Source organism: Mesorhizobium delmotii (assembly GCF_900149755.1).
Lineage (GTDB): Bacteria > Pseudomonadota > Alphaproteobacteria > Rhizobiales > Rhizobiaceae > Mesorhizobium > Mesorhizobium delmotii.
Map to the genome: position 1 here is coordinate 22,289 of NZ_FUIG01000020.1, position 17,360 is coordinate 39,648.

The 17,360-nt window shown below is 64.3% G+C and carries 16 protein-coding genes; 6 read left to right on the forward strand and 10 right to left on the reverse strand.

Going from position 1 to position 17,360, the window contains the following annotated elements; all coding sequences use genetic code 11:
• Nucleotides 1-4: 4 nt before the first annotated feature.
• The 7 genes from BQ8482_RS12120 to BQ8482_RS12155 all read right to left on the reverse strand — a co-directional run bounded on the left by BQ8482_RS12120 (nucleotide 5) and on the right by BQ8482_RS12155 (nucleotide 6,630).
• Nucleotides 5-1,021, reverse strand: a complete 1,017-nt coding sequence (locus tag BQ8482_RS12120; protein WP_095493213.1) for an ABC transporter permease — start codon at nucleotides 1,019-1,021, stop codon at nucleotides 5-7.
• The gene (locus tag BQ8482_RS12125) at nucleotides 1,018-2,595 is read right to left on the reverse strand and encodes a sugar ABC transporter ATP-binding protein (RefSeq protein ID WP_165848529.1); all 1,578 of its coding nucleotides are present in this window, start codon (nucleotides 2,593-2,595) and stop codon (nucleotides 1,018-1,020) included. Before BQ8482_RS12125 ends, BQ8482_RS12120 begins: the two co-directional genes overlap by 4 nt.
• 274 nt (nucleotides 2,596-2,869) lie before the next feature.
• Complete coding sequence (locus tag BQ8482_RS12135; RefSeq protein WP_123147879.1) at nucleotides 2,870-3,820, reverse strand: substrate-binding domain-containing protein; 951 nt, start codon at nucleotides 3,818-3,820, stop codon at nucleotides 2,870-2,872.
• 251 nt (nucleotides 3,821-4,071) lie between these two features.
• On the reverse strand, nucleotides 4,072-5,352 hold the full coding sequence (locus tag BQ8482_RS12140) for a tetratricopeptide repeat protein (RefSeq protein WP_123147850.1): 1,281 nt from the start codon (nucleotides 5,350-5,352) through the stop codon (nucleotides 4,072-4,074).
• Complete coding sequence (locus tag BQ8482_RS12145) at nucleotides 5,288-5,623, reverse strand: winged helix-turn-helix domain-containing protein (RefSeq protein ID WP_165848530.1); 336 nt, start codon at nucleotides 5,621-5,623, stop codon at nucleotides 5,288-5,290. The genes BQ8482_RS12140 and BQ8482_RS12145 overlap by 65 nt, the downstream gene beginning before the upstream one ends.
• 64 nt (nucleotides 5,624-5,687) lie before the next feature.
• Nucleotides 5,688-5,918 (reverse strand): hypothetical protein, encoded by a 231-nt coding sequence (locus tag BQ8482_RS12150; RefSeq protein WP_123147852.1) that lies wholly within the window; start codon nucleotides 5,916-5,918, stop codon nucleotides 5,688-5,690.
• Complete coding sequence (locus BQ8482_RS12155; RefSeq protein ID WP_123147853.1) at nucleotides 5,902-6,630, reverse strand: gamma-glutamylcyclotransferase; 729 nt, start codon at nucleotides 6,628-6,630, stop codon at nucleotides 5,902-5,904. The genes BQ8482_RS12150 and BQ8482_RS12155 overlap by 17 nt, the downstream gene beginning before the upstream one ends.
• Nucleotides 6,631-6,877: 247 nt before the next feature.
• Here BQ8482_RS12155 and BQ8482_RS12160 point away from each other — a divergent pair, with 247 nt between their 5' ends.
• Nucleotides 6,878-8,305: a LuxR C-terminal-related transcriptional regulator gene (locus BQ8482_RS12160; RefSeq protein WP_123147854.1), complete on the forward strand. Its 1,428-nt coding sequence runs from the start codon at nucleotides 6,878-6,880 to the stop codon at nucleotides 8,303-8,305.
• 57 nt (nucleotides 8,306-8,362) lie between these two features.
• Here BQ8482_RS12160 and BQ8482_RS12165 read toward each other — a convergent pair whose 3' ends face one another.
• On the reverse strand, nucleotides 8,363-9,244 hold the full coding sequence (locus BQ8482_RS12165) for a DMT family transporter (protein ID WP_123147855.1): 882 nt from the start codon (nucleotides 9,242-9,244) through the stop codon (nucleotides 8,363-8,365).
• Nucleotides 9,245-9,292: 48 nt separating this feature from the next.
• Nucleotides 9,293-9,499: a hypothetical protein gene (locus BQ8482_RS12170; protein ID WP_133254753.1), complete on the reverse strand. Its 207-nt coding sequence runs from the start codon at nucleotides 9,497-9,499 to the stop codon at nucleotides 9,293-9,295.
• Between the two features lie 232 nt (nucleotides 9,500-9,731).
• Here BQ8482_RS12170 and BQ8482_RS12175 point away from each other — a divergent pair, with 232 nt between their 5' ends.
• Nucleotides 9,732-11,171 carry a tetratricopeptide repeat protein gene (locus BQ8482_RS12175; protein ID WP_123147857.1) on the forward strand — a complete coding sequence of 480 codons (1,440 nt, stop codon included), beginning with the start codon at nucleotides 9,732-9,734 and terminating at the stop codon, nucleotides 11,169-11,171.
• Nucleotide 11,172: 1 nt separating this feature from the next.
• Here the strand turns inward: BQ8482_RS12175 and BQ8482_RS12180 are convergent, their stop codons facing one another.
• Entirely contained in the window at nucleotides 11,173-12,180 is a 1,008-nt protein-coding gene (locus BQ8482_RS12180; protein ID WP_123147858.1) for an aldo/keto reductase, read from the reverse strand.
• 242 nt (nucleotides 12,181-12,422) lie between these two features.
• Between BQ8482_RS12180 and BQ8482_RS12185 the strand changes: the two genes are divergently transcribed.
• The 4 genes from BQ8482_RS12185 to BQ8482_RS12200 all read left to right on the forward strand — a co-directional run bounded on the left by BQ8482_RS12185 (nucleotide 12,423) and on the right by BQ8482_RS12200 (nucleotide 17,323).
• The gene (locus tag BQ8482_RS12185; protein ID WP_123147859.1) at nucleotides 12,423-12,647 is read left to right on the forward strand and encodes a hypothetical protein; all 225 of its coding nucleotides are present in this window, start codon (nucleotides 12,423-12,425) and stop codon (nucleotides 12,645-12,647) included.
• Between the two features lie 109 nt (nucleotides 12,648-12,756).
• On the forward strand, nucleotides 12,757-15,231 hold the full coding sequence (gene ligD / locus BQ8482_RS12190) for a DNA ligase D (RefSeq protein WP_123147860.1): 2,475 nt from the start codon (nucleotides 12,757-12,759) through the stop codon (nucleotides 15,229-15,231).
• A gap of 89 nt (nucleotides 15,232-15,320) precedes the next feature.
• Nucleotides 15,321-16,235: a non-homologous end joining protein Ku gene (gene ku, locus BQ8482_RS12195; RefSeq protein ID WP_123147861.1), complete on the forward strand. Its 915-nt coding sequence runs from the start codon at nucleotides 15,321-15,323 to the stop codon at nucleotides 16,233-16,235.
• Nucleotides 16,232-17,323, forward strand: a complete 1,092-nt coding sequence (locus BQ8482_RS12200) for a tetratricopeptide repeat protein (protein ID WP_123147862.1) — start codon at nucleotides 16,232-16,234, stop codon at nucleotides 17,321-17,323. The genes ku and BQ8482_RS12200 overlap by 4 nt, the downstream gene beginning before the upstream one ends.
• Nucleotides 17,324-17,360 lie beyond the last annotated feature (37 nt).

Here is a 17,360-nt window from a genome sequence, read left to right on the forward strand (position 1 = left end):
CGGATCATCGTCTCACCCGCGATTTCAGCCAGCGGTCGAAGGCCACGGCGAGGATGAGGATCAGGCCGATGACGATGCTCTGGGTGTAGGACGAGACGTTGTTGAACTGCAGCCCATTCTGCAGCACGCCGATCAGTGCCGCACCCACCACCGTGCCGCCGACCGAGCCGATGCCACCGAACAGCGAGGTGCCGCCGATGACGACCGCCGAGATCACCGTCAGCTCGTAGCCGATGCCGGCGACGGCTTCCGATGAATTGAGCCTCGCCGACAGCACGAAGGCGGCGAGGCCGGCGAAGAAGCCGACGATGACATAGACCGAGATCAGGATACGGTCGACGCGCAGGCCCGACAGCCGCGCCGCCTCGGCATTGCCGCCGACCGCGTAGACGGCGCGGCCGTAGCGCGTGTAGCGCAAGACGATGTGGCAGAGGATCGCCGCCGCCGCGAAAATGATCGCCGGCACCGGGACCGGGCCGATCAGCCCGGTGCCGAACCAGCGCATCGAGGCGTCGAAGCCGGAGATCGGGCCGCCGTTGGAGATCGTCAGCGTCAGGCCGCGAAAGACGGTGAGGCCGCCAAGCGTGACGACGAAGGGCGGCACCTTCAGCCTGGTGATGGCAAAGCCCTGGACGCCGCCGGCCATGGCACCGACGACGACGGCAGCCAATAGCGCTGCGAACCAGCCAAAGCCTTGCGTGCCGGACGTCGACAGCGACAGCGTGTTGGCGGTGCCGCCCTTGGCCACCACTGCCGCGACCATGCCGCAGAAAGCCAGCAGCGAACCGACCGACAGGTCGATGCCGGCAGTGAGGATGACGAAGGTCATGCCGAGCGCGATCAGCCCGGTGATCGAGATCTGCCGCATGATGTTGAAGATGTTGATGGGGTCGATGAAGCTCGGCTTCAGGACGGTGAAAACAACGATCAGCAGCGCCAGGAACATCAGCGGGCCGAAGCTCATCAGCAGGCGCGCGACATTGATGCCGCCGCGCTGGGTCTGTTCGGTCGTGCTGGTCATTGCGTCGCTTCCTGCGTTTGATCGAGCGCCATCAGTTCCATCAGTTTTTCCTCGGTCGCCTCGATGCCGGGCATCTCGCCGGTGATGCGTCCGCGCCGCATGGTGACGATCCTGTCCGACACCGCAAGCACCTCCGGCAGTTCGGACGAGATCATCATGATGGCGATGCCGCGCGCTGCGAGTTGCACCAGGATCTGGTGCACCTCGGCCTTGGCGCCGACATCGACGCCGCGTGTCGGTTCATCGACAATCAGCACCTTGGGGTCGCGCGCCAGCCAGCGGGCAAGGATGACCTTCTGCTGGTTGCCGCCGGACAGCCCCTCTATGGGCTGCTCGGGCGAGGCCATGCGGATCGACAGCGTCTTCCTGTAGCTTGCCAGCGCTTCGCGCTCGCGGCGCTCGGCCATGAAGCCGGCGGCGTTGGAGTAGCGGCCGAGCGCGGCGATGGAAAAATTGGTCAGGATGCCGAGCGCGGCGAAGATCGCCTGGTGCTTGCGGTCTTCCGGCACCAGGCCGATGCCGAGCGCGATGGCGTCGGCGGGTGTTTCAGGCGTGATCGGCTTGCCGTCGAGCGTGATGGTGCCGGCGGCAATGCGGTCGGCGCCGAAGATGGCGCGCGCGAGCTCGGTGCGGCCGGAGCCGACGAGGCCGGCGACGCCGAGGATCTCGCCCGCCTTGAGGTCGAGATCGACGCCTTCGAGCACGATGGCGTGCGGCGCCTGCGGATCGCGCACCGTGCGCAGGCCGCGCACGGAGAGCCTGACGTCGCCGGCGACGTCGCGCAGCGTCGGCCTGGCATAAAGCTCGGACGCGGCGCGGCCGACCATCTTCTCGATGATTTTCGGCAGCTTGATCGGCCCGCCGTCGCGGTCGAGATGACCGGCCAGCCTGCCGTCGCGCAGCACCGTCATGCGGTCGCAGATGGCAGAGGCCTCTTCCAGCCTGTGGGTGACGAACATGATGGCGACGCCATCCTTGCGCAACCGGCCCATAATCGACATCAGCTTCTGCACTTCGGTTTCGGTCAGCGCCGAGGTCGGCTCGTCCATGATGATGAGGCGGCTCTTCAGCGACAGCGCGCGGGCGATCTCGACCAGCTGCTGTTCGGCGACAGACAGTGCCGACACCGGTGTCGCCGGATCGATATTCAGACCGACGCGGGCGATGATGCCGCGCGAATCTTCCTCCATCTTCCGCCAGCTGACCAGGCCGAGCGGCCCGAGCGGCGCGCGGCCGATAAAAATATTCTCCGCCACGGTGAGCGTCGGGATCAGGCTCAGTTCCTGGTAGATGGTGACGATGCCGAGGCGCTTGGCGTCCTGCGGGTTGTGGGGACTGAATTCGACGCCGTCGAAGACGATGCGTCCGCTGGAGGGCGGCATCACGCCGGACAGGATCTTGAGCAGCGTCGACTTGCCGGCGCCGTTCTCGCCGAGCAGGCCGAGGATTTCGCCGGGCCGAACCTCGAGCGAGACATCGCTGAGCGCGGTCACGCCGGCAAAGCGCTTGGTCACGCCCTCTACGGCGAGGAGGGCGGGCGATGGCGACAGCGCTGCGGCTTCTGCTGGAGACAAAAAATCCTCCCTGAAAGATGAGATCGATCGTTCCGATTGTTACACAAGGTTGGCGGGACAGCGCCCCCCTCTGTCCTGCCGGACATCTCCCCCACAAGGGGGGAGATTGCGCCTTCATCACTGGTTTCGCCAATCACCAATGTTGCAGAGGGAGAGCCGGCGTCGAAGCTGCCAATCTCCCCCCAACTGACCCCCAAGTGGGGGAGATGCCCGGCAGGGCAGAGGGGGGCGCGGCAGAACGCTACTTTTGCCGCTATGCGCCCTCGGCGTCGCCCTACTTCGTCTCGCCAAGCCTTTCAGCCTTGTCGAGATTGTCCTTGCCGATGACGATCGGCGTCAGCAGGACGAGCTTTTCCTTCGGCTCGGTCTTGTCCTTGGCATAGGCGACGGCGATCTGCACCGCGGTGCGCGACTGCTCGCCGGGGAACTGTTCGACCGTGCCGGCCAACTTGCCGTCGCGCACGGCGACCAGCGCTTCGGGTAGCGCATCGAAGCCGTAGATCTTGACGTCGGTGAAGTTGCGCGCCGCACACGCTTCAACCGCGCCAAGCGCCATGTCGTCATTGGCGCAGATGATCGCGTCGGGCTTGCCGTTGGCGGCAAGGCCGGCCTCGGTGACGGACAGCGCCTCGGCGCGGGCGAAGTTGGCGGTCTGCTCGAAGACGATCTGGTATTTGTCCTTCAGCGGATCGAGCACGTTGTGCACGCCCTTGTTGCGGTCGATCGCCGGGCCGGCGCCGGGCTGGCCCTGCAAATGGAAGATCTTGGCACCGTTCGGGAACGCCGCCACCATGGCCTGCGCCTCGGCCTCGCCGCCCTTGACATTGTCGGCGCCGACATGGGCGAGGATGCCTTCGACGCCGTCGACGCGGCGGTCGATGGTGACGACGGGAATGCCGGCCTGGACCGCTTGCTCGATGGCCGGCGCCAGCGCGTTGACGTCGAGCGGCGAGATGACGATGGCGTCGACCTTCTGCACAAGCGCCGCCTCGATATCGGCGGTCTGCTTTGGCGCCGAATTCTGGCCGTCGCTCTCGGTCAGGTTGACGCCTTGCGCCTGCGCCTCCGCCTTGATCTGGTTCAGCATGTGAACGAAGAACGGAAAGCCGAGGTTCGGCACCGAACCTAGGATGGTCAGCTTGTCCTGAGCGAAAGCCAGTTGCGGAGCGGCCAGCGCCAATGTGCCCATCGCCACGGACGACAGCAGGAATTCACGTCTGTTCATCAATTTGGTCTCCTCCACATGAGCGCATGACCCCGAAAACCGGAATGGATCTCCGCCAGGTTCCTGCGTCGATTCAAAATGGAGTGTCCTTTGAGCGCCCAAGGGGACGCAACGGCGCTCCAGCCGGTCCACCGCGACGTTCTCCTCCGCTCGGCGCCGGCGGGCGGATGCTAGCCAAGGCCGGAGGTTTGCGCAAGAACGGCAGGATTCGACTCATAGCCGCGTCATGCGCCCAACGCCGCCGGTGCTGCTCATAGTGTTGTCGGTAATGGCGCTTCTGGCGTTTGCGCTTCATCCCATCCGGCCAGCGCGAGACCGGATCGTATCCGCTCCCGATCTTCCAAGCGCATCATGTGAAGGTCCGCCATGATTGCCTGTACGGTCAGGCCGGGGTTTAGGCGGCGGCCTTCCCTAGCGCAGGCCCTTGCCTTGTCGATATTGCCGTCAAGCGCGTGACAAGCCGCCAGCCGCGCCCATTGCCAGGCACTCTTTCGCGGAAGGCAGGAAAAAGACGCCACCGCTTCCGGGTAGCGACCAAGGACAAGCAGGGCCTCACCCCGGTCGTAATAATACCAGGCGGGATGCATCGGATTGAGTTGGATCGCCTGGTCCAGCAGCACCAGACCGGCCTCGCCATGGCCGCGTATCACCTCGAAAAAGCCCGTCTGGGCCAACGTGTCGGCATCATAGGGGTTCAGATCCAATGCGCGCGCGAAATGGCGTGCGGCGGCGTCGAATTCGGCCAGGTAGAGAAGGATCAAGGCCAGGATGCGGTGGCAACGTGCCTCGTCCGGGCTGAGTGCAGTGGCATGCAAGGCCCGGTCTCGCGCCTGATCGAGCAAGGCGCGAGGCGCGCCGCCATAGCCGCCTATGATCGTGTCCGCCAAGGCGAGATAGGCGTGAGCGAGCCCCGAATCCGGATCGCGTTCGAGCGCCTTCAGCAGGTGTTCGCGGGCCTGCTGGTTGACGCCCTCGCCATAGCTGCGCAGCAGCGCGATGCCGCGCAAGATATGGACGTAGGCTTCGATGTTGGCGGCGGGCGCGGGGGACATGCGCCGCATCGCCGCGCTCTCGATGTTGGCGACCAGCGCGGTCGCGATCCGTTGCGCCACCATCCTTTGAAAGACGAAGATATCGCTGGTCCTGAACGAAAATGCCTGCGCCCAGATGCGCCGGCCGGACGCTGTCTCGGACAGCACGACGTGCGTGCTGTAACCATCCTCAGCGCTCTCGACGCTGCCTTCCGCAACATAGTCGGCGCCGAGACGCTCAGCGGTCGCCCAGATGTCCTGGTCGGAATGTTCGGCAAGCGCGAAGGCCGAATGGCGCGCCAGCACCGCGATGGTCTTAAAGTAGGAAAGCGCGTTGATGATCTCCTCGACCGCGCCGTCGAAGAGCGGCTTTGCCGTCGCATTGTCAATATTAACGCGAAACGGCAGGATGGCGACCATCGGCTCGGGCGCTCGTTCAATCTGAACCGCAGCGCTGGCCGGCGGCAGCGAAGCGGACAGGTCGTCGGCAGCCTGGAACATGTAGCCGCGCCGGGGCACGGTGCGAACCAGCGACTGCGTCGCCTATGCATTTGCGCACATCGCGAATGCATTGCGTGAGCGAATCCTCTGTCACGATGGTGCTGGGCCAGACGGCCTGGAACAGTTCGTCCTTGCTCAGCACACGGCCGGGATTGCGCACCAGGAAGGCCAGCAGGTCGAAGGTCTTTGGCCGCACCGGCACGATCTCGCCGTCACGCCGCAATGTGCCGCGGTCGAGATCGAGAACCGAGCTGCCGACCTGGTGTGCCAAGCTCCTGCACCACCGCTGCGCCTGATTGCGCAACGATCATCGGAGCCGCATAAGCCGGTAAAGGTCAAGCCCGAAAGATGCGGGAAAGGCGCTGCCACAGGCGCGGCCTCGTTTCTGCAGGAATCGTTTCGGCAGGAATCATGGCTGTCTCACTCGGCATCAGCCGGTCGAGATAGTGCAGCATCTGAGCCGTTTCGCCGCCACAGAATTCAACGTTGCCCGTCGACAGGATCCGGTGCACGGCTTCCCGTGCCAGGACCGACGGGAGGAATGATCCTTCAACCTTCGCATGCATAATCGATCTCCACGGTTGGTGCCGGCAAGGGCGTGCCGGATTGCAATGATCTGAGGTAGGCGGCGACCTTGCCCTGCAGCCGCCATAGCGTCGCGTCGCGGATGTTGCGGGCTTCGAGCTGAACGACGGTGCGGCGCAGATAGTCGGCGCAGCTTCCGATGTGACCGGCGGCGAGCGACAGGATTTCCACCGTGGTCTGCTCGTTCAGGCCTGCGGCATAGGCAGGGCCATTCCGGTCGGCGACGAAGGCGATGGCTCGCAAATTCCCAGCCGCGCCTCGAACCGAGACCCAGCGCGGAATGTTGGTCGGCGGGTTGGCACTCATCTCCCGGCGCAGCAGCCGGTCGATTGCCGCGTCGATATCCTGGTCGGGGAGGCGGTAGACGACACCGCGGCAGCTGCCGCCACGGTCGAGCGCAAGCATTAGCCCGGGTCGCTCGCGCGTGCCGCGCCAGCGGGTCAGCCACAGCGAAAATCGCCGATGCCAGCCATGCACGGTTGCCGGTCGCTCCTCGACGAACTCGAAGCATGGGTTCCACAGCAGGGAGCCATAGGCGAAAACCCAGACGTCACGCGGGCGTCCTGCAAGCAGTTGCTTGCGAATGCCGACATAGTCGCGATCCTCCAGATTGCGCAGTCCAGGCGCCGGGCCGGCGTCTTCGATCTTGCGATCGATCCTGGCGAGGAGGTCTTCTGTCAGGGCAATTGTCATGGCCGCTCATCGGGTTTGTCTCCCGGGAGCATCGCCGCGACATGGCGTCCGCGTCCTGAACGGATGCTGATATTGTGCTGAAATCGAATGGAGCCGCGGCGGCTGGTCGCAGGGGCGTGCGAGAAGCTTTCGGCTTCGAAGCGCGACATCACAATCGGTCAGATGCGGTGTTTAGGTTCTCCATTTGTAGTATTCTGCGTCGACAGCAGTTGAACCCATCTCTCCGTCCGGTGGCAGGAAATTTGGCATGAACCGCATTGCGGCGTCTTCGCCGGTTCTATCCGACCGCGAGCGCGCGGTGGCGGAGAAATTTGCCGCCGGCCTGACCTATCGCGAGATCGGCGAGGCGCTGTTCATCGCTCTGTCGACCGTGCGTACCCATCTCGCCTCGATCTACGACAAGCTTGGCGTCCGCAACAAGGTCGCCCTCGCAGCGCATTTTGCCGGTGCCTCCGGCGCTCGGCCAGACGGGCTATCACCCCCGTCGGACGCTCCGCCGGTGCTCGCCATATTTCCGATCGAATGCCTGAATTCGGAAGAGCGTTGGCGCCGCTTTGCCGACGGTCTGTCGTCGGACATCACCATCGACCTGGCGCGATACGCGGATTTGCCTGTCATCGCCTTCCACACGATGAAATCGCTGGGCAGCAAGCCGGCCGACTTCGAGGCGGACGGCAAGGCGCTTGGCGCTACCTATATCGTGTCGGGCCAGTTGCGCGCAGACGACCAGAGGGTTCGTTTGACTATTGAACTTGCCGATGCCCGTAGCGGCGTCAGCCTGTGGAGCGAGCGCTACGACCGCCCGGTCGCGGATATTTTCGCGCTGCAGGACAGCCTGACCGAGAACGTCATCAATGTGCTGGCCGGCAGTTACGGAACGCTGGCCACGGTCGGCCGTAATGCGGTTCGCCGCAAGCCGCCGGCCAGCTTGCGGGCCTACGACTTTTATCTGCTTGGCGTCGAACAGCACAACACGTTCAGCCGCGCCGGCAATGCGGAGGCAATCCGCCTGTTTTCACGCGCGCTGGAGCTTGACCCAACTCTGGTCAGGGCCTGGACCGAGCTTGCCTATGCCTATTCCATCGAGGCCTGCAATGGCTTTGGCGACGATGTGCCGGGCTCGATCGAGAACTGGAGGACGGCGGTCGAAAACGCCTTGCGGCTCGACCCGACGGACAGCGCCGCCCACACCTGCCTTGGCGATCTCAAGGGATGTCTCGGCGACTTTGAGGGGGCAGAGCGCGCGTATCAGCGTGGCTTCGAATGCGGCTTCAACCACGCCGACACGCTGGCGCTGCTGGCCGGCAGCAAGGCCCTTGTCGCCGGCGATCCGGCCGAGGCGATCCCGCTCATCGAGCGCGCCATGCGCCTCAATCCGCTGGCCCCGCGCTGGTATTTCGGCATGCAGGGCCGCATCCTGTTTGCCGTCGGCAGGCATCGGGAGGCTGTCGCGGCGCTCCGCAGAGGTTCGCCGGATTCTCCGAACGTGCTGATGTTTTTGGCGCTCGCGCATGCGGCACAGAGCGAGACCGGCGAGGCGGCCAGGATTGCAGCCCGCTTGAACGCTGAATTCCCGGACTTTTCGGTCGAACGCTTCATCTCAGCCTATCCCGTGACAAACCCGGATGCCGTGCAGGCCATACGCGACGCCGCAAAGCTGGCAAGGCTCGGCTGAGGCCCCTTGATCTTGAAGCCGAGGCGTCCGCAACCGCGCATCTGCCCCGACAATCTCTCAATCTGCCACCGCCGGCTTGCTGATTTTGTCGGTTGTCAGCGACAGCAAGGTGATTGATCCAAATACGACCGCAGCACCGACTGCTCCGGTCGGCGACAGCCGCTCGCCTAGAAATATGGCAGCACCAATCGCTCCGAACACGCTCTCCGCGCTGACGATCACCGCGGCATGGCTGGCGGATGTGAAGCGTTGAGCGACCGTCTGGATGCCGAAGGCGGCCCCGGTCGAGAAGATGCCGAGCACGGCGAGTTCCGGCCCTGCATCGCTGATGGCTGCCAGCGACAGATTACCCTGGAGGGCGCCGAGCGGCAGGGTGAGCACGGCGGCGCCGAGAAATTGCGCGGCAGCCGCCGCGACCGGCGCGCCGTGGGTCTGCATGTGGCGGCCAAGCTCCACCATCCAAACCGCGTAGCACGCGGCCGAAAGTATCGCAGCGAGATCGCCCTGGCTGGAGCTGGCGGTCAAGCCTCCGGACAGCAGCCAGACACCGACCACTGTCATGGCAGCCGCAAGCCCGCCGACAGCAGTCGGGCGCTCGCCAATCAGCAACCAGGCGGCGAGTGGCGTCATCACCGTTGCCGTGCTCACCAGGAAGCTCGCATTGGTAACTGAGGTGTCGAGATAGGAGACCTGCTGGATGATGATCGAAATCGAAAACAGAACGCTGACTTTGGTGAGGCTCATCCAATAGCCGGGCCCGAATTTCCTTCCCCATTCGAGCATCGTCAGCGGCGCGACCATGAGCCCCGCGATCAGGCAGCGCATGCCCACGGCGCTGAGCGGATCGAGATGATCCAGCACAGTCTTCTGCGCAACATTGCCGAAGCCCCAAAAGGCAGCAGCAAGCAGAAGCAGACAGTTGGCCTGCACCTTCGACATATCAATGTCTCGACAAAGCTTGCGCCGCAAAGGGCGGATCGCTGGTTGCTAGCGGGCGGCGAGCTTGTCCCACCGTTTGCAATACAGGCGGACGCCGACGGGCACGATCTCATAGCCGGCGTCGTTCAACTGGAGCTTCATCTCCTCGAAATGCCGCTTTGAGCCGCTGACGATCGATTCAGGCGTGTAGTCCCAGCCGTTGCGGGCGGCATTGGCCAGGACGTCGGCATAGACGCGCATGCTCGTGATTTTCACATCCGATTCCAGCACCTGCCTGCATCCTCTTGCGAACGACGGCGACTGGGCGGCGGAAAGACTCAAGATCGTGCATGCCAGCATTATCGAAACAGGACGCATGGAAACCTCCCCTGATTGCAGTTTGTTGCGGCAAACGATCTTGCAATTTGTGCGTCGGCGGCGGGATCGGGCAGATGCAGTATTCGGCCTCCTGCATTTGTGGTATTCTTCCGCTGGGGATGGGTTCCACATGACGTTCAACGACGCTTCGAAAGCGCAGGCGCTCGATGCCTTGTCGGGTCGCGAGCGCGCGGTCGCGGAAAAATTCGCAACCGGCATGACCTATCGCGAAATCGGCAATGCACTTTTCATTGCCCCGACAACTGTTCGTACCCACCTTGCGGCCATCTACGAAAAACTTGGCGTGCGCACCAAGATCGGGCTCGCGGCGTATTTTGCCGGCGCTTCCGGCGCTCGGCCGGACGGGCTGTCACCCCCGTCGGACGCTCCGCCGGTGCTCGCCATATTTCCGATCGAATGCCTGAATTCGGAAGAGCGTTGGCGCCGCTTTGCCGACGGCCTGTCGTCGGACATCACCATCGACCTGGCACGATACGCGGGCTTGCCTGTCATCGCCTTCCACACGATGAAATCGCTGGGCAGCAAGCCGGCCGACTTCGAGGCGGACGGCAAGGCGCTTGGCGCTACCTATATTGTGTCGGGCCAGTTGCGCGCGGACGACCAGAGGATTCGCTTGACGATAGAGCTTGCCGATGCCCGTAGCGGCGTCAGCCTGTGGAGGGAGCGCTACGACCGCCCGGTCGAGGACATTTTCGCGCTGCAGGACAGCCTGACCGAGAACGTCATCAATGTGCTGGCCGGCAGTTTCGGCACGCTCGCCACCGTCGGCCGCAATGCGGCTCGCCGCAAGCCGCCGGCCAGCTTGCGGGCCTACGACTGTTATCTGCTTGCCCTCGAAAAGCACACCACGTCCAGCCGCGCCGGAAATGCCGAGGCGATCCGCTTGTTTTCACGCGCGCTGGAGCTTGATCCTACCTTCGCCAACTGCTGGGCCGAACTCGCTTACGCCTATTCGGTCGAGGCCTGCAACGGCTTTGGCGACGACGTGCTGACGTCGATCGAGAACTGGCGGATCACGGCCGAAAACGCCTTGCGGCTCGACCCGACGGACAGCTGCGCTCACGCATGCCTTGGCAATGTCAGGGCATGCCTTGGCGATCTCGAAGGAGCGGAGCGCGCGCACCGGCGGGCTCTCGAATACGGCTCCAACCACGCCGGCATACTGCTGCTGCTGGCCGGCAGCAAAGCGCTTGTCGCCGGCGATCCGGCCGAGGCGATCCCGCTCATCGAGCGTGCCATGCGCCTCAATCCATTGGCCCCGCCCTGGTATTTCGGCATGCAAGGCCGCATCCTGTTTGCCGCCGGCAGGCATCGGGAAGCTGTCGCGGCGCTCCGCAGGAGTTCGCCGGAATCGCCGGACGTGCTGATGTTCCTGGCGCTTTCGCATGCGGCCATGGGCGAGACCGGCGAGGCGGCGCGCGCCGCGGCCCGCTTGAGAGCCGAATTTCCAGGCTTCTCGGTCGAACGCTTCATCACAGGCTATCCGGTGACCAACCGGGAGGCGTTGCTTGCCATCCGCCACGCTGCCGAACTGGCGAAGCTGCCGTAGACTACCGGTCAATCGTCACCATGACGCGTTCATTGTAGCGCTCACCCGCGACCTTGCCCGGCGCCAGCGCGTCGTCGAGCGCCTGCATTGCGTCGGCGTCGAGCTTGATCGCCGCGGCCGCGACATTCTCCTCGAGGTACTTTCGGCGCTTGGTGCCGGGGATCGGCACGATGTCAATGCCGAAGTCGCTGCCCTTGTGCAGCAGCCAGGCCAGCGCGATCTGGCCGGGCTTGACGCCCTTGGCCGCCGCGATGTCGCGGACAATCCCGGCCGCCTGCACATTGGCGTCGTAGTTTGCGCCCTGGTAGCGCGGGTCGCCGCGCCGGAAGTCGCCTTCCGGATAGTCCTCGGCGCGCTTGACGTCGCCGGTGAGAAAGCCGCGGCCAAGCGGTGCGAACGGCACCAGGCCGATGCCGAGTTCGCTGAGCAACGGGATGATCTCCGGTTCCAGGTTGCGTTCCCACAGCGAATATTCGCTCTGCACCGCCGACACCGGATGCACGGCATGCGCCCGGCGGATGTTGGCGGCACCCGCCTCCGACAGGCCGAAGAAGCGCACCTTGCCTTCAGTGATTAATTTGCTGACAGCACCCGCCACATCCTCGATCGGCACCGCCGGGTCGACGCGGTGCTGGTAGAGCAGGTCGATATGGTCGGTGGCGAGCCGGCTGAGCGAGCCGTCCACCGCCTCACGGATATGCTCGGGCCGGCTGTTGCGGTCAGTGCCGATCTGCTTGCCGTTTTCGATACGGAAGCCGAATTTGGTGGCGATCGTCACTTCGTCGCGCCGGCCCTTCAGCGCGCGGCCGAGCAGTGCCTCATTGGTGTGCGGGCCATAGACTTCCGCCGTATCGAAGAAGGTGCAGCCGAGCTCGATGGCGCGGTGCAGTGTGGCAATCGATTCCGCCTCGTCGGCCGGGCCGTAGGACTGGCTCATGCCCATGCAGCCGAGGCCGATCACCGATACCTGCAGCCCTTGGCTGCCCAGCTTGCGTGTGCTCAAGGTCATGGATGAGATCTCCGGACAATGTCAGGGTTCGTGTGCGTCAGGACCATTGCGTCAGGACCATATAGAGCGCTCGCTCGGTTTCCACAGTCGCTCGGTCGAGGCTGATCGCACGATCATGTGAGCTTTTCCGCTAAGCGCCTTGCCCGGTGTTGCCCAGTGCCCGGAAATTGACAGAACACCCGGTCTCGGCCATCCTTATGCCAGCCGCCTTTTCCTGCGGTTGTGTGAGTATGAGCGAGTCCATGGCCAGTTCCGTCACCAGCCAGAATTCCAAGCGTGCCGCGGTGCGCAAGGTACTCGACCGCCACAAGGTCTATATCACCGCACAGAGCTTTTCCGCCGGCGCCTACAAAGCGCGTGTCCTCGTCGAAGGCGAGGCCTACTGGGTCGACGAATTCCGGCTGAGCCAGCTCCAGCAGGGTCTGTCGCCGGCCGAGCTCGAATTGACGCCGGCCACCGACGATTGAGCTGTGTGAGGCACGACATCGGCCTGCCGCATGCTGACAAAGTGATTCAAGCGATGCGGGTCAAGTCCTTGTTTTTGCGCAGCCGCCGCATCCCGCCTGGCATGCGGACATGACGCCGAAACTCAAGGCCTATCGCGCCAAGCGCGAATTCAGCAAGACGCCGGAACCCGCCGGCGGGCTGGTTGCCGGAGAAGGCAACCGCTTCGTCGTTCACAAACACCATGCCACTGCCGACCACTATGACTTACGTTTGCAGGTCGGCGACGTGCTGAAGAGCTGGGCTGTGCCTCGCGGCCCGTCGCTCAATCCCGCCGACAAGCGGCTGGCGGTCGAGACCGAGGACCACCCGCTCGAATATATCGACTTCGAAGGCGTCATTCCCGAGGGGGAATATGGCGGCGGGCCGATGATCGTCTGGGACACCGGCGTCTGGGCGCCGATGGACGATGTCGAAAAGGGCCTGCGCACCGGTTCCTTCAAGTTCCGTCTCGCCGGCGAGAAGCTGAATGGCGGCTGGATGCTGACCAGGCTAAAGGCCAAGCCCGGCGACGAGAAGAAAAACTGGCTGCTGTTCAAGGAGCGCGATCTCGCCGCCGATCCGGCGCTCGACATCCTTGCCGAGCGGCCGGAAAGCGTCAAATCGGGACGGCGCATCGAGGAACTGGTCGAAGCGCCGAAGCCGGTCCCCAAACCTGCGAAACCCGTCGTGCTGAAGCCTGGCGCTTTGCCGGGCGCCGTCAAGGCGCCGCCGCCTTCCCGGATCGAGCCGCAGCTGGCCACGCAGGTTCCGAAGCCGCCGGGCGGCGATGACCCCGCGAGCCGCACGGGCGAAATCTGGCTGCACGAAATCAAGTTCGACGGCTATCGCACCATGGCGCATCTGGCTGAGGGCGAGGTGCGGCTGATCACACGCGCCGGCCTCGACTGGACCAGGCGCTATGGCGATCTGCCGCATGCCTTCGCCAGGCTGCCATGCCGTGAGGCTGTCATCGATGGCGAGATCGTCGTGCTCGACGCCAAGGGCATCAGCCGCTTCGCTCTTTTGCAGGACGCGCTGGCCGAAGGCGCCGGCAACAAGCTCCACTTCTACGCCTTCGATCTGTTGCATCTCGACGGCTGGGACCTGAGAAAAGCGCCGCTCGGCCGGCGCAAGGCGCTGCTGTCGCAATTGCTGTCCGGCTTGGGCGCCAACTCCGCCATCCAGTACTCAGACCACGTCGAAGGCGATGGCCAGGCGCTCTACGACCAGGCTTCCGAGATGGGACTGGAAGGCGTCGTCTCCAAACGCGCCACGGCAATCTACCAGAGCGGCCGCACCAAGACCTGGACCAAGATCAAGGCGCTGAAGAACGGCGACTTCGTCATCGCCGGCTACACCGTCTCCAATGCAGCCGAGGGACTGGCCGCACTCGGCCTCGCCGAATTCGAGGATGGCGAACTGCACTATCGCGGCAAGGTCGGCACCGGCTTCGATGCCGCCACCGCCGCCGACCTGCTGGCCCGGCTCGAGCCCTTGCGCGCCGGCGCGTCTGCACCCGAAGGGGTTCCACGCGAGATCATGCGCGAAATGAACTGGGTGCGGCCGCTGCTTTCGGCCCATATCCACTATGCCAACCGCACTGCCGATAATGCGCTGCGCCATGCGGTGTTCCGCGGACTGCGCGACGTCGGCCTGTCGACGCCGGTGTCGGCCAAGCGCAAGCGGCTGATCGCCGAAGCTGACCTCGCCACGATCTGGGTGACCAACCCGACGCGGCGGCTGTTCGGCAAGACCGGACCGACCAAGCTCGACATCGCCGTCTACTACGCGCTGGTCGGCGATTTCATGCTGCCGCATATTTTGGGCCGCCCGGTGTCGCTGGTGCGCTGCCCGACCGGCAAGCCGCAGGACTGCTTCTTCCAGCGCCATGCCTTCACCGGCATGCCTTCATCGGTGGCGACCTTCGAGGCGACCAATTCCGAGGGCGAGACCAAATCCTATTTGTCGGTGGAAGATGCCAAGGGCTATCTGGCGCTGGCGCAGTTCGGCGTCGTCGAGTTCCACACCTGGGGCACCCACCGCACGCGGCTCGACAAGCCCGACCTGATCGTCTTCGACCTCGATCCCGGCGAGGGGGTTAGCTGGCGCGAGGTGGTCGAAGCGGCGGTGCATATCCGCGCCGGGCTCGAGGCTTTGGGACTGGTGCCGTTTGCGAAAACCTCGGGCGGCAAGGGCATCCACATATCAGTGCCGGTGACGCAAAAACAGAACTGGAAGAAACTGCACCAGGCGACCAGCGCCATTTCCTCGGCATTGGCCGCCACCGCGCCCGACACCTTCACCACCACCATGGGCAAGGAAAACCGCAAGCGGCGCATCTTCATTGACTATCACCGCAATGCGCGCGGCCACACCTCGGCGGCACCTTACTCGCTGCGCGCCCGCACCAACCTGCCGGCCTCGACGCCGGTGAGCTGGTCCGATCTGGAATCCATCGACGCTCCGGAAGATTTGAATTATTCTTCACTGCCGGGCCTTCTGGCCACCTCCGGCGATCCCTGGGCCGACATGGAAGATTTCGCTAGGGATTTGCCGGTATTGTGAGGGCGATGTAGGTTTTGCGCAGCGTCGTTCGTCCTTTGGACGAAGCGCTGCGAGAAGTTCGACAGTGCACGGCCGCGTAGGAGATTTTCATGGCGCCCAGGGCAAGTTGGAAAGGTTACCTCAAGCTCAGTCTCGTCAGCTGTCCGGTCCGGCTTTATCCGGCGACGAGCGCCAGCGAGCGGATCAGCTTCAACCAGCTGCACAAGGACACCCACAACCGCATCAACATGAAGCCGGTCGATCCCGAACTCGGGCTGGTCGAGCGCTCGGATCTGGTCAAGGGCTACGAATACGAGGACAAGCAGTACATCATCATCGACGATGCCGACCTCGAGGCGGTGCGCATCGAATCCAACCACACAATGAACATCGAGGCCTTTGTCGACGAGCAATCGGTCGACGTCATCTATCAGGACGCGCCCTATTACCTGGCGCCCGACGGCGCCATGGCCGAGGAGACTTTCGCGGTGCTGCGCGAAGCGATGCGCAAGTCCGGCAAGCTGGCGATCGCGCGGCTGGTGCTGTCCAGCCGTGAACGCGTGGTGACCATCGGCGCGCGCGAGAACGGCATGTTCGTCTGCACCTTGAGGAACCCGAACGAAGTGCGCGGCACGGCTGAATATTTCGGCAACATCCCGGCCGGCAAGCCCGACCCGGAAATGCTGCAGCTCGCCGAAGCGCTGATCAAGCAGAAAGAAACCACCTTCGATCCGAAGAATTACGAGGACCGCTACGAGATCGCGCTGATGGCGATGATCCGCGAGAAGCTCAAGGGTCACAAGCCGATCATCGCCGCCGCCCCCGAGCGCGGCAACGTGATCAATCTGATGGATGCGCTGAAGGCCAGCCTGTCGCAGTCGGCCAAGCCGCCGGCCAAGAGCAAGAGCAAGGCCGATGAGGCAGCCAAGCCTGCAGCGAAATCCGCCAAGGCTGCCGCCGGCGCGGCCAAGGAAAACCCGCTCAAGGCCAATTTGCTGAAGGCCGTCGGCAAGAGCAAGGCGTGACAGCTCTCGCCGGCACCGTCTTCGGCACCATCGGCGCGCTGGCGGCGTTCCCGCTGAGGCTGGCGGCGCGTGAAGTCGAGCGCCGGCAGGGCCAGTTGCGGCGCGGCGTTAACAGGCGCACCAGCCATGTCGTGTTCGGCCGCTTGTATCTCACCAAAGGGGAGGCCGAGATCGAGCGCCGCGTCGCCGCCGAGCGAACGGCCGGCCGCAAGCTCATCAGCGAAAACGGTTTTTTGCGCCTGCTCGGGCTGATGAAGGCGCCGGAGGCTTCGGCCCTGTCGCGGCAGTCGATTCTCGATCAATCGCGGTTGGCCGCACCCGATCTCGACTTGTTGTCGCTTTTCGATGCCTTCGAGCATGATTGCGAACCCTATTCGTTTCGCGACCTGATCCTGGCTCGCAAATATGCCGGGCTGGTTGCCGGCGGCGCCTCATGGGGAGCGATCGCACGCTCGGTGCACCGCTCCGGCCCGGTCGCCTCGCTCACCGCCAAGTCGCTCAATGTCGGCTCGCAGCATGGGCGCGCAGATCAGATCTACCTCGAAGGCGGCCAGAGCGAACTCGACGGCCAGCTGCTGTTCGATCTGGGAACGCCTGACGATGACACGCTGGAAGAATTGTTCGCCGACGCCGAAGCGGCGGAAGAGGCTGAAGACCACGAACAGGCGGCGGCGCTCTATCAGCGCTGCCTCGCCATCGACCCGACCGACGCCATCGCCGCCTTCAACCGCGCCAACTGCCTGCGCGCCTCAGGCCATGCGGTCGAGGCGGCGCACGACTATGCCCGCGCCATCAAATGTGACCCCGGCTTTGTCGAGGCCTGGTTCAATTTGGCCGGGCTGATGACCGAGCAGGGCCGCGACGCCTCGGCGCGCCGGCACCTGCAAAAGGCAATCGCGCTCGATGCCAATTATGCCGACGCGGTGTTCAACCTTGCCCGGCTCGAATTCGACGCCGGCAACCTTGCCGAGGCACGGCGGAACTGGTCGCGCTATCTCCAGCTCGACGCCGGCTCCGAATGGGCGCGTATGGCGGCCAGGGGCATTCAGTTCGTCGATTTGCAGCTGGCGCGGATGTCGGCAGGGTGAGGGCTCGTTTGGTCGCGCTTGAACACCCCCCTCTGGC

What these genes read in the sequence shown, in the direction of transcription:
- BQ8482_RS12150 (WP_123147852.1), bottom strand. Translation starts at nt 5,918, where the DNA reads ATGCATGCGAAGGTTGAAGGATCATTCCTCCCGTCGGTCCTGGCACGG.
- BQ8482_RS12180 (WP_123147858.1), bottom strand. Translation starts at nt 12,180, where the DNA reads ATGACCTTGAGCACACGCAAGCTGGGCAGCCAAGGGCTGCAGGTATCG.
- BQ8482_RS12185 (WP_123147859.1), top strand. Translation starts at nt 12,423, where the DNA reads ATGGCCAGTTCCGTCACCAGCCAGAATTCCAAGCGTGCCGCGGTGCGC.
- BQ8482_RS12155 (WP_123147853.1), bottom strand. Translation starts at nt 6,630, where the DNA reads ATGACAATTGCCCTGACAGAAGACCTCCTCGCCAGGATCGATCGCAAG.
- BQ8482_RS12165 (WP_123147855.1), bottom strand. Translation starts at nt 9,244, where the DNA reads ATGTCGAAGGTGCAGGCCAACTGTCTGCTTCTGCTTGCTGCTGCCTTT.
- BQ8482_RS12120 (WP_095493213.1), bottom strand. Translation starts at nt 1,021, where the DNA reads ATGACCAGCACGACCGAACAGACCCAGCGCGGCGGCATCAATGTCGCG.
- BQ8482_RS12160 (WP_123147854.1), top strand. Translation starts at nt 6,878, where the DNA reads ATGAACCGCATTGCGGCGTCTTCGCCGGTTCTATCCGACCGCGAGCGC.
- BQ8482_RS12175 (WP_123147857.1), top strand. Translation starts at nt 9,732, where the DNA reads ATGACGTTCAACGACGCTTCGAAAGCGCAGGCGCTCGATGCCTTGTCG.
- BQ8482_RS12135 (WP_123147879.1), bottom strand. Translation starts at nt 3,820, where the DNA reads ATGAACAGACGTGAATTCCTGCTGTCGTCCGTGGCGATGGGCACATTG.
- BQ8482_RS12140 (WP_123147850.1), bottom strand. Translation starts at nt 5,352, where the DNA reads ATGTTCCAGGCTGCCGACGACCTGTCCGCTTCGCTGCCGCCGGCCAGC.
- ligD (WP_123147860.1), top strand. Translation starts at nt 12,757, where the DNA reads ATGACGCCGAAACTCAAGGCCTATCGCGCCAAGCGCGAATTCAGCAAG.
- ku (WP_123147861.1), top strand. Translation starts at nt 15,321, where the DNA reads ATGGCGCCCAGGGCAAGTTGGAAAGGTTACCTCAAGCTCAGTCTCGTC.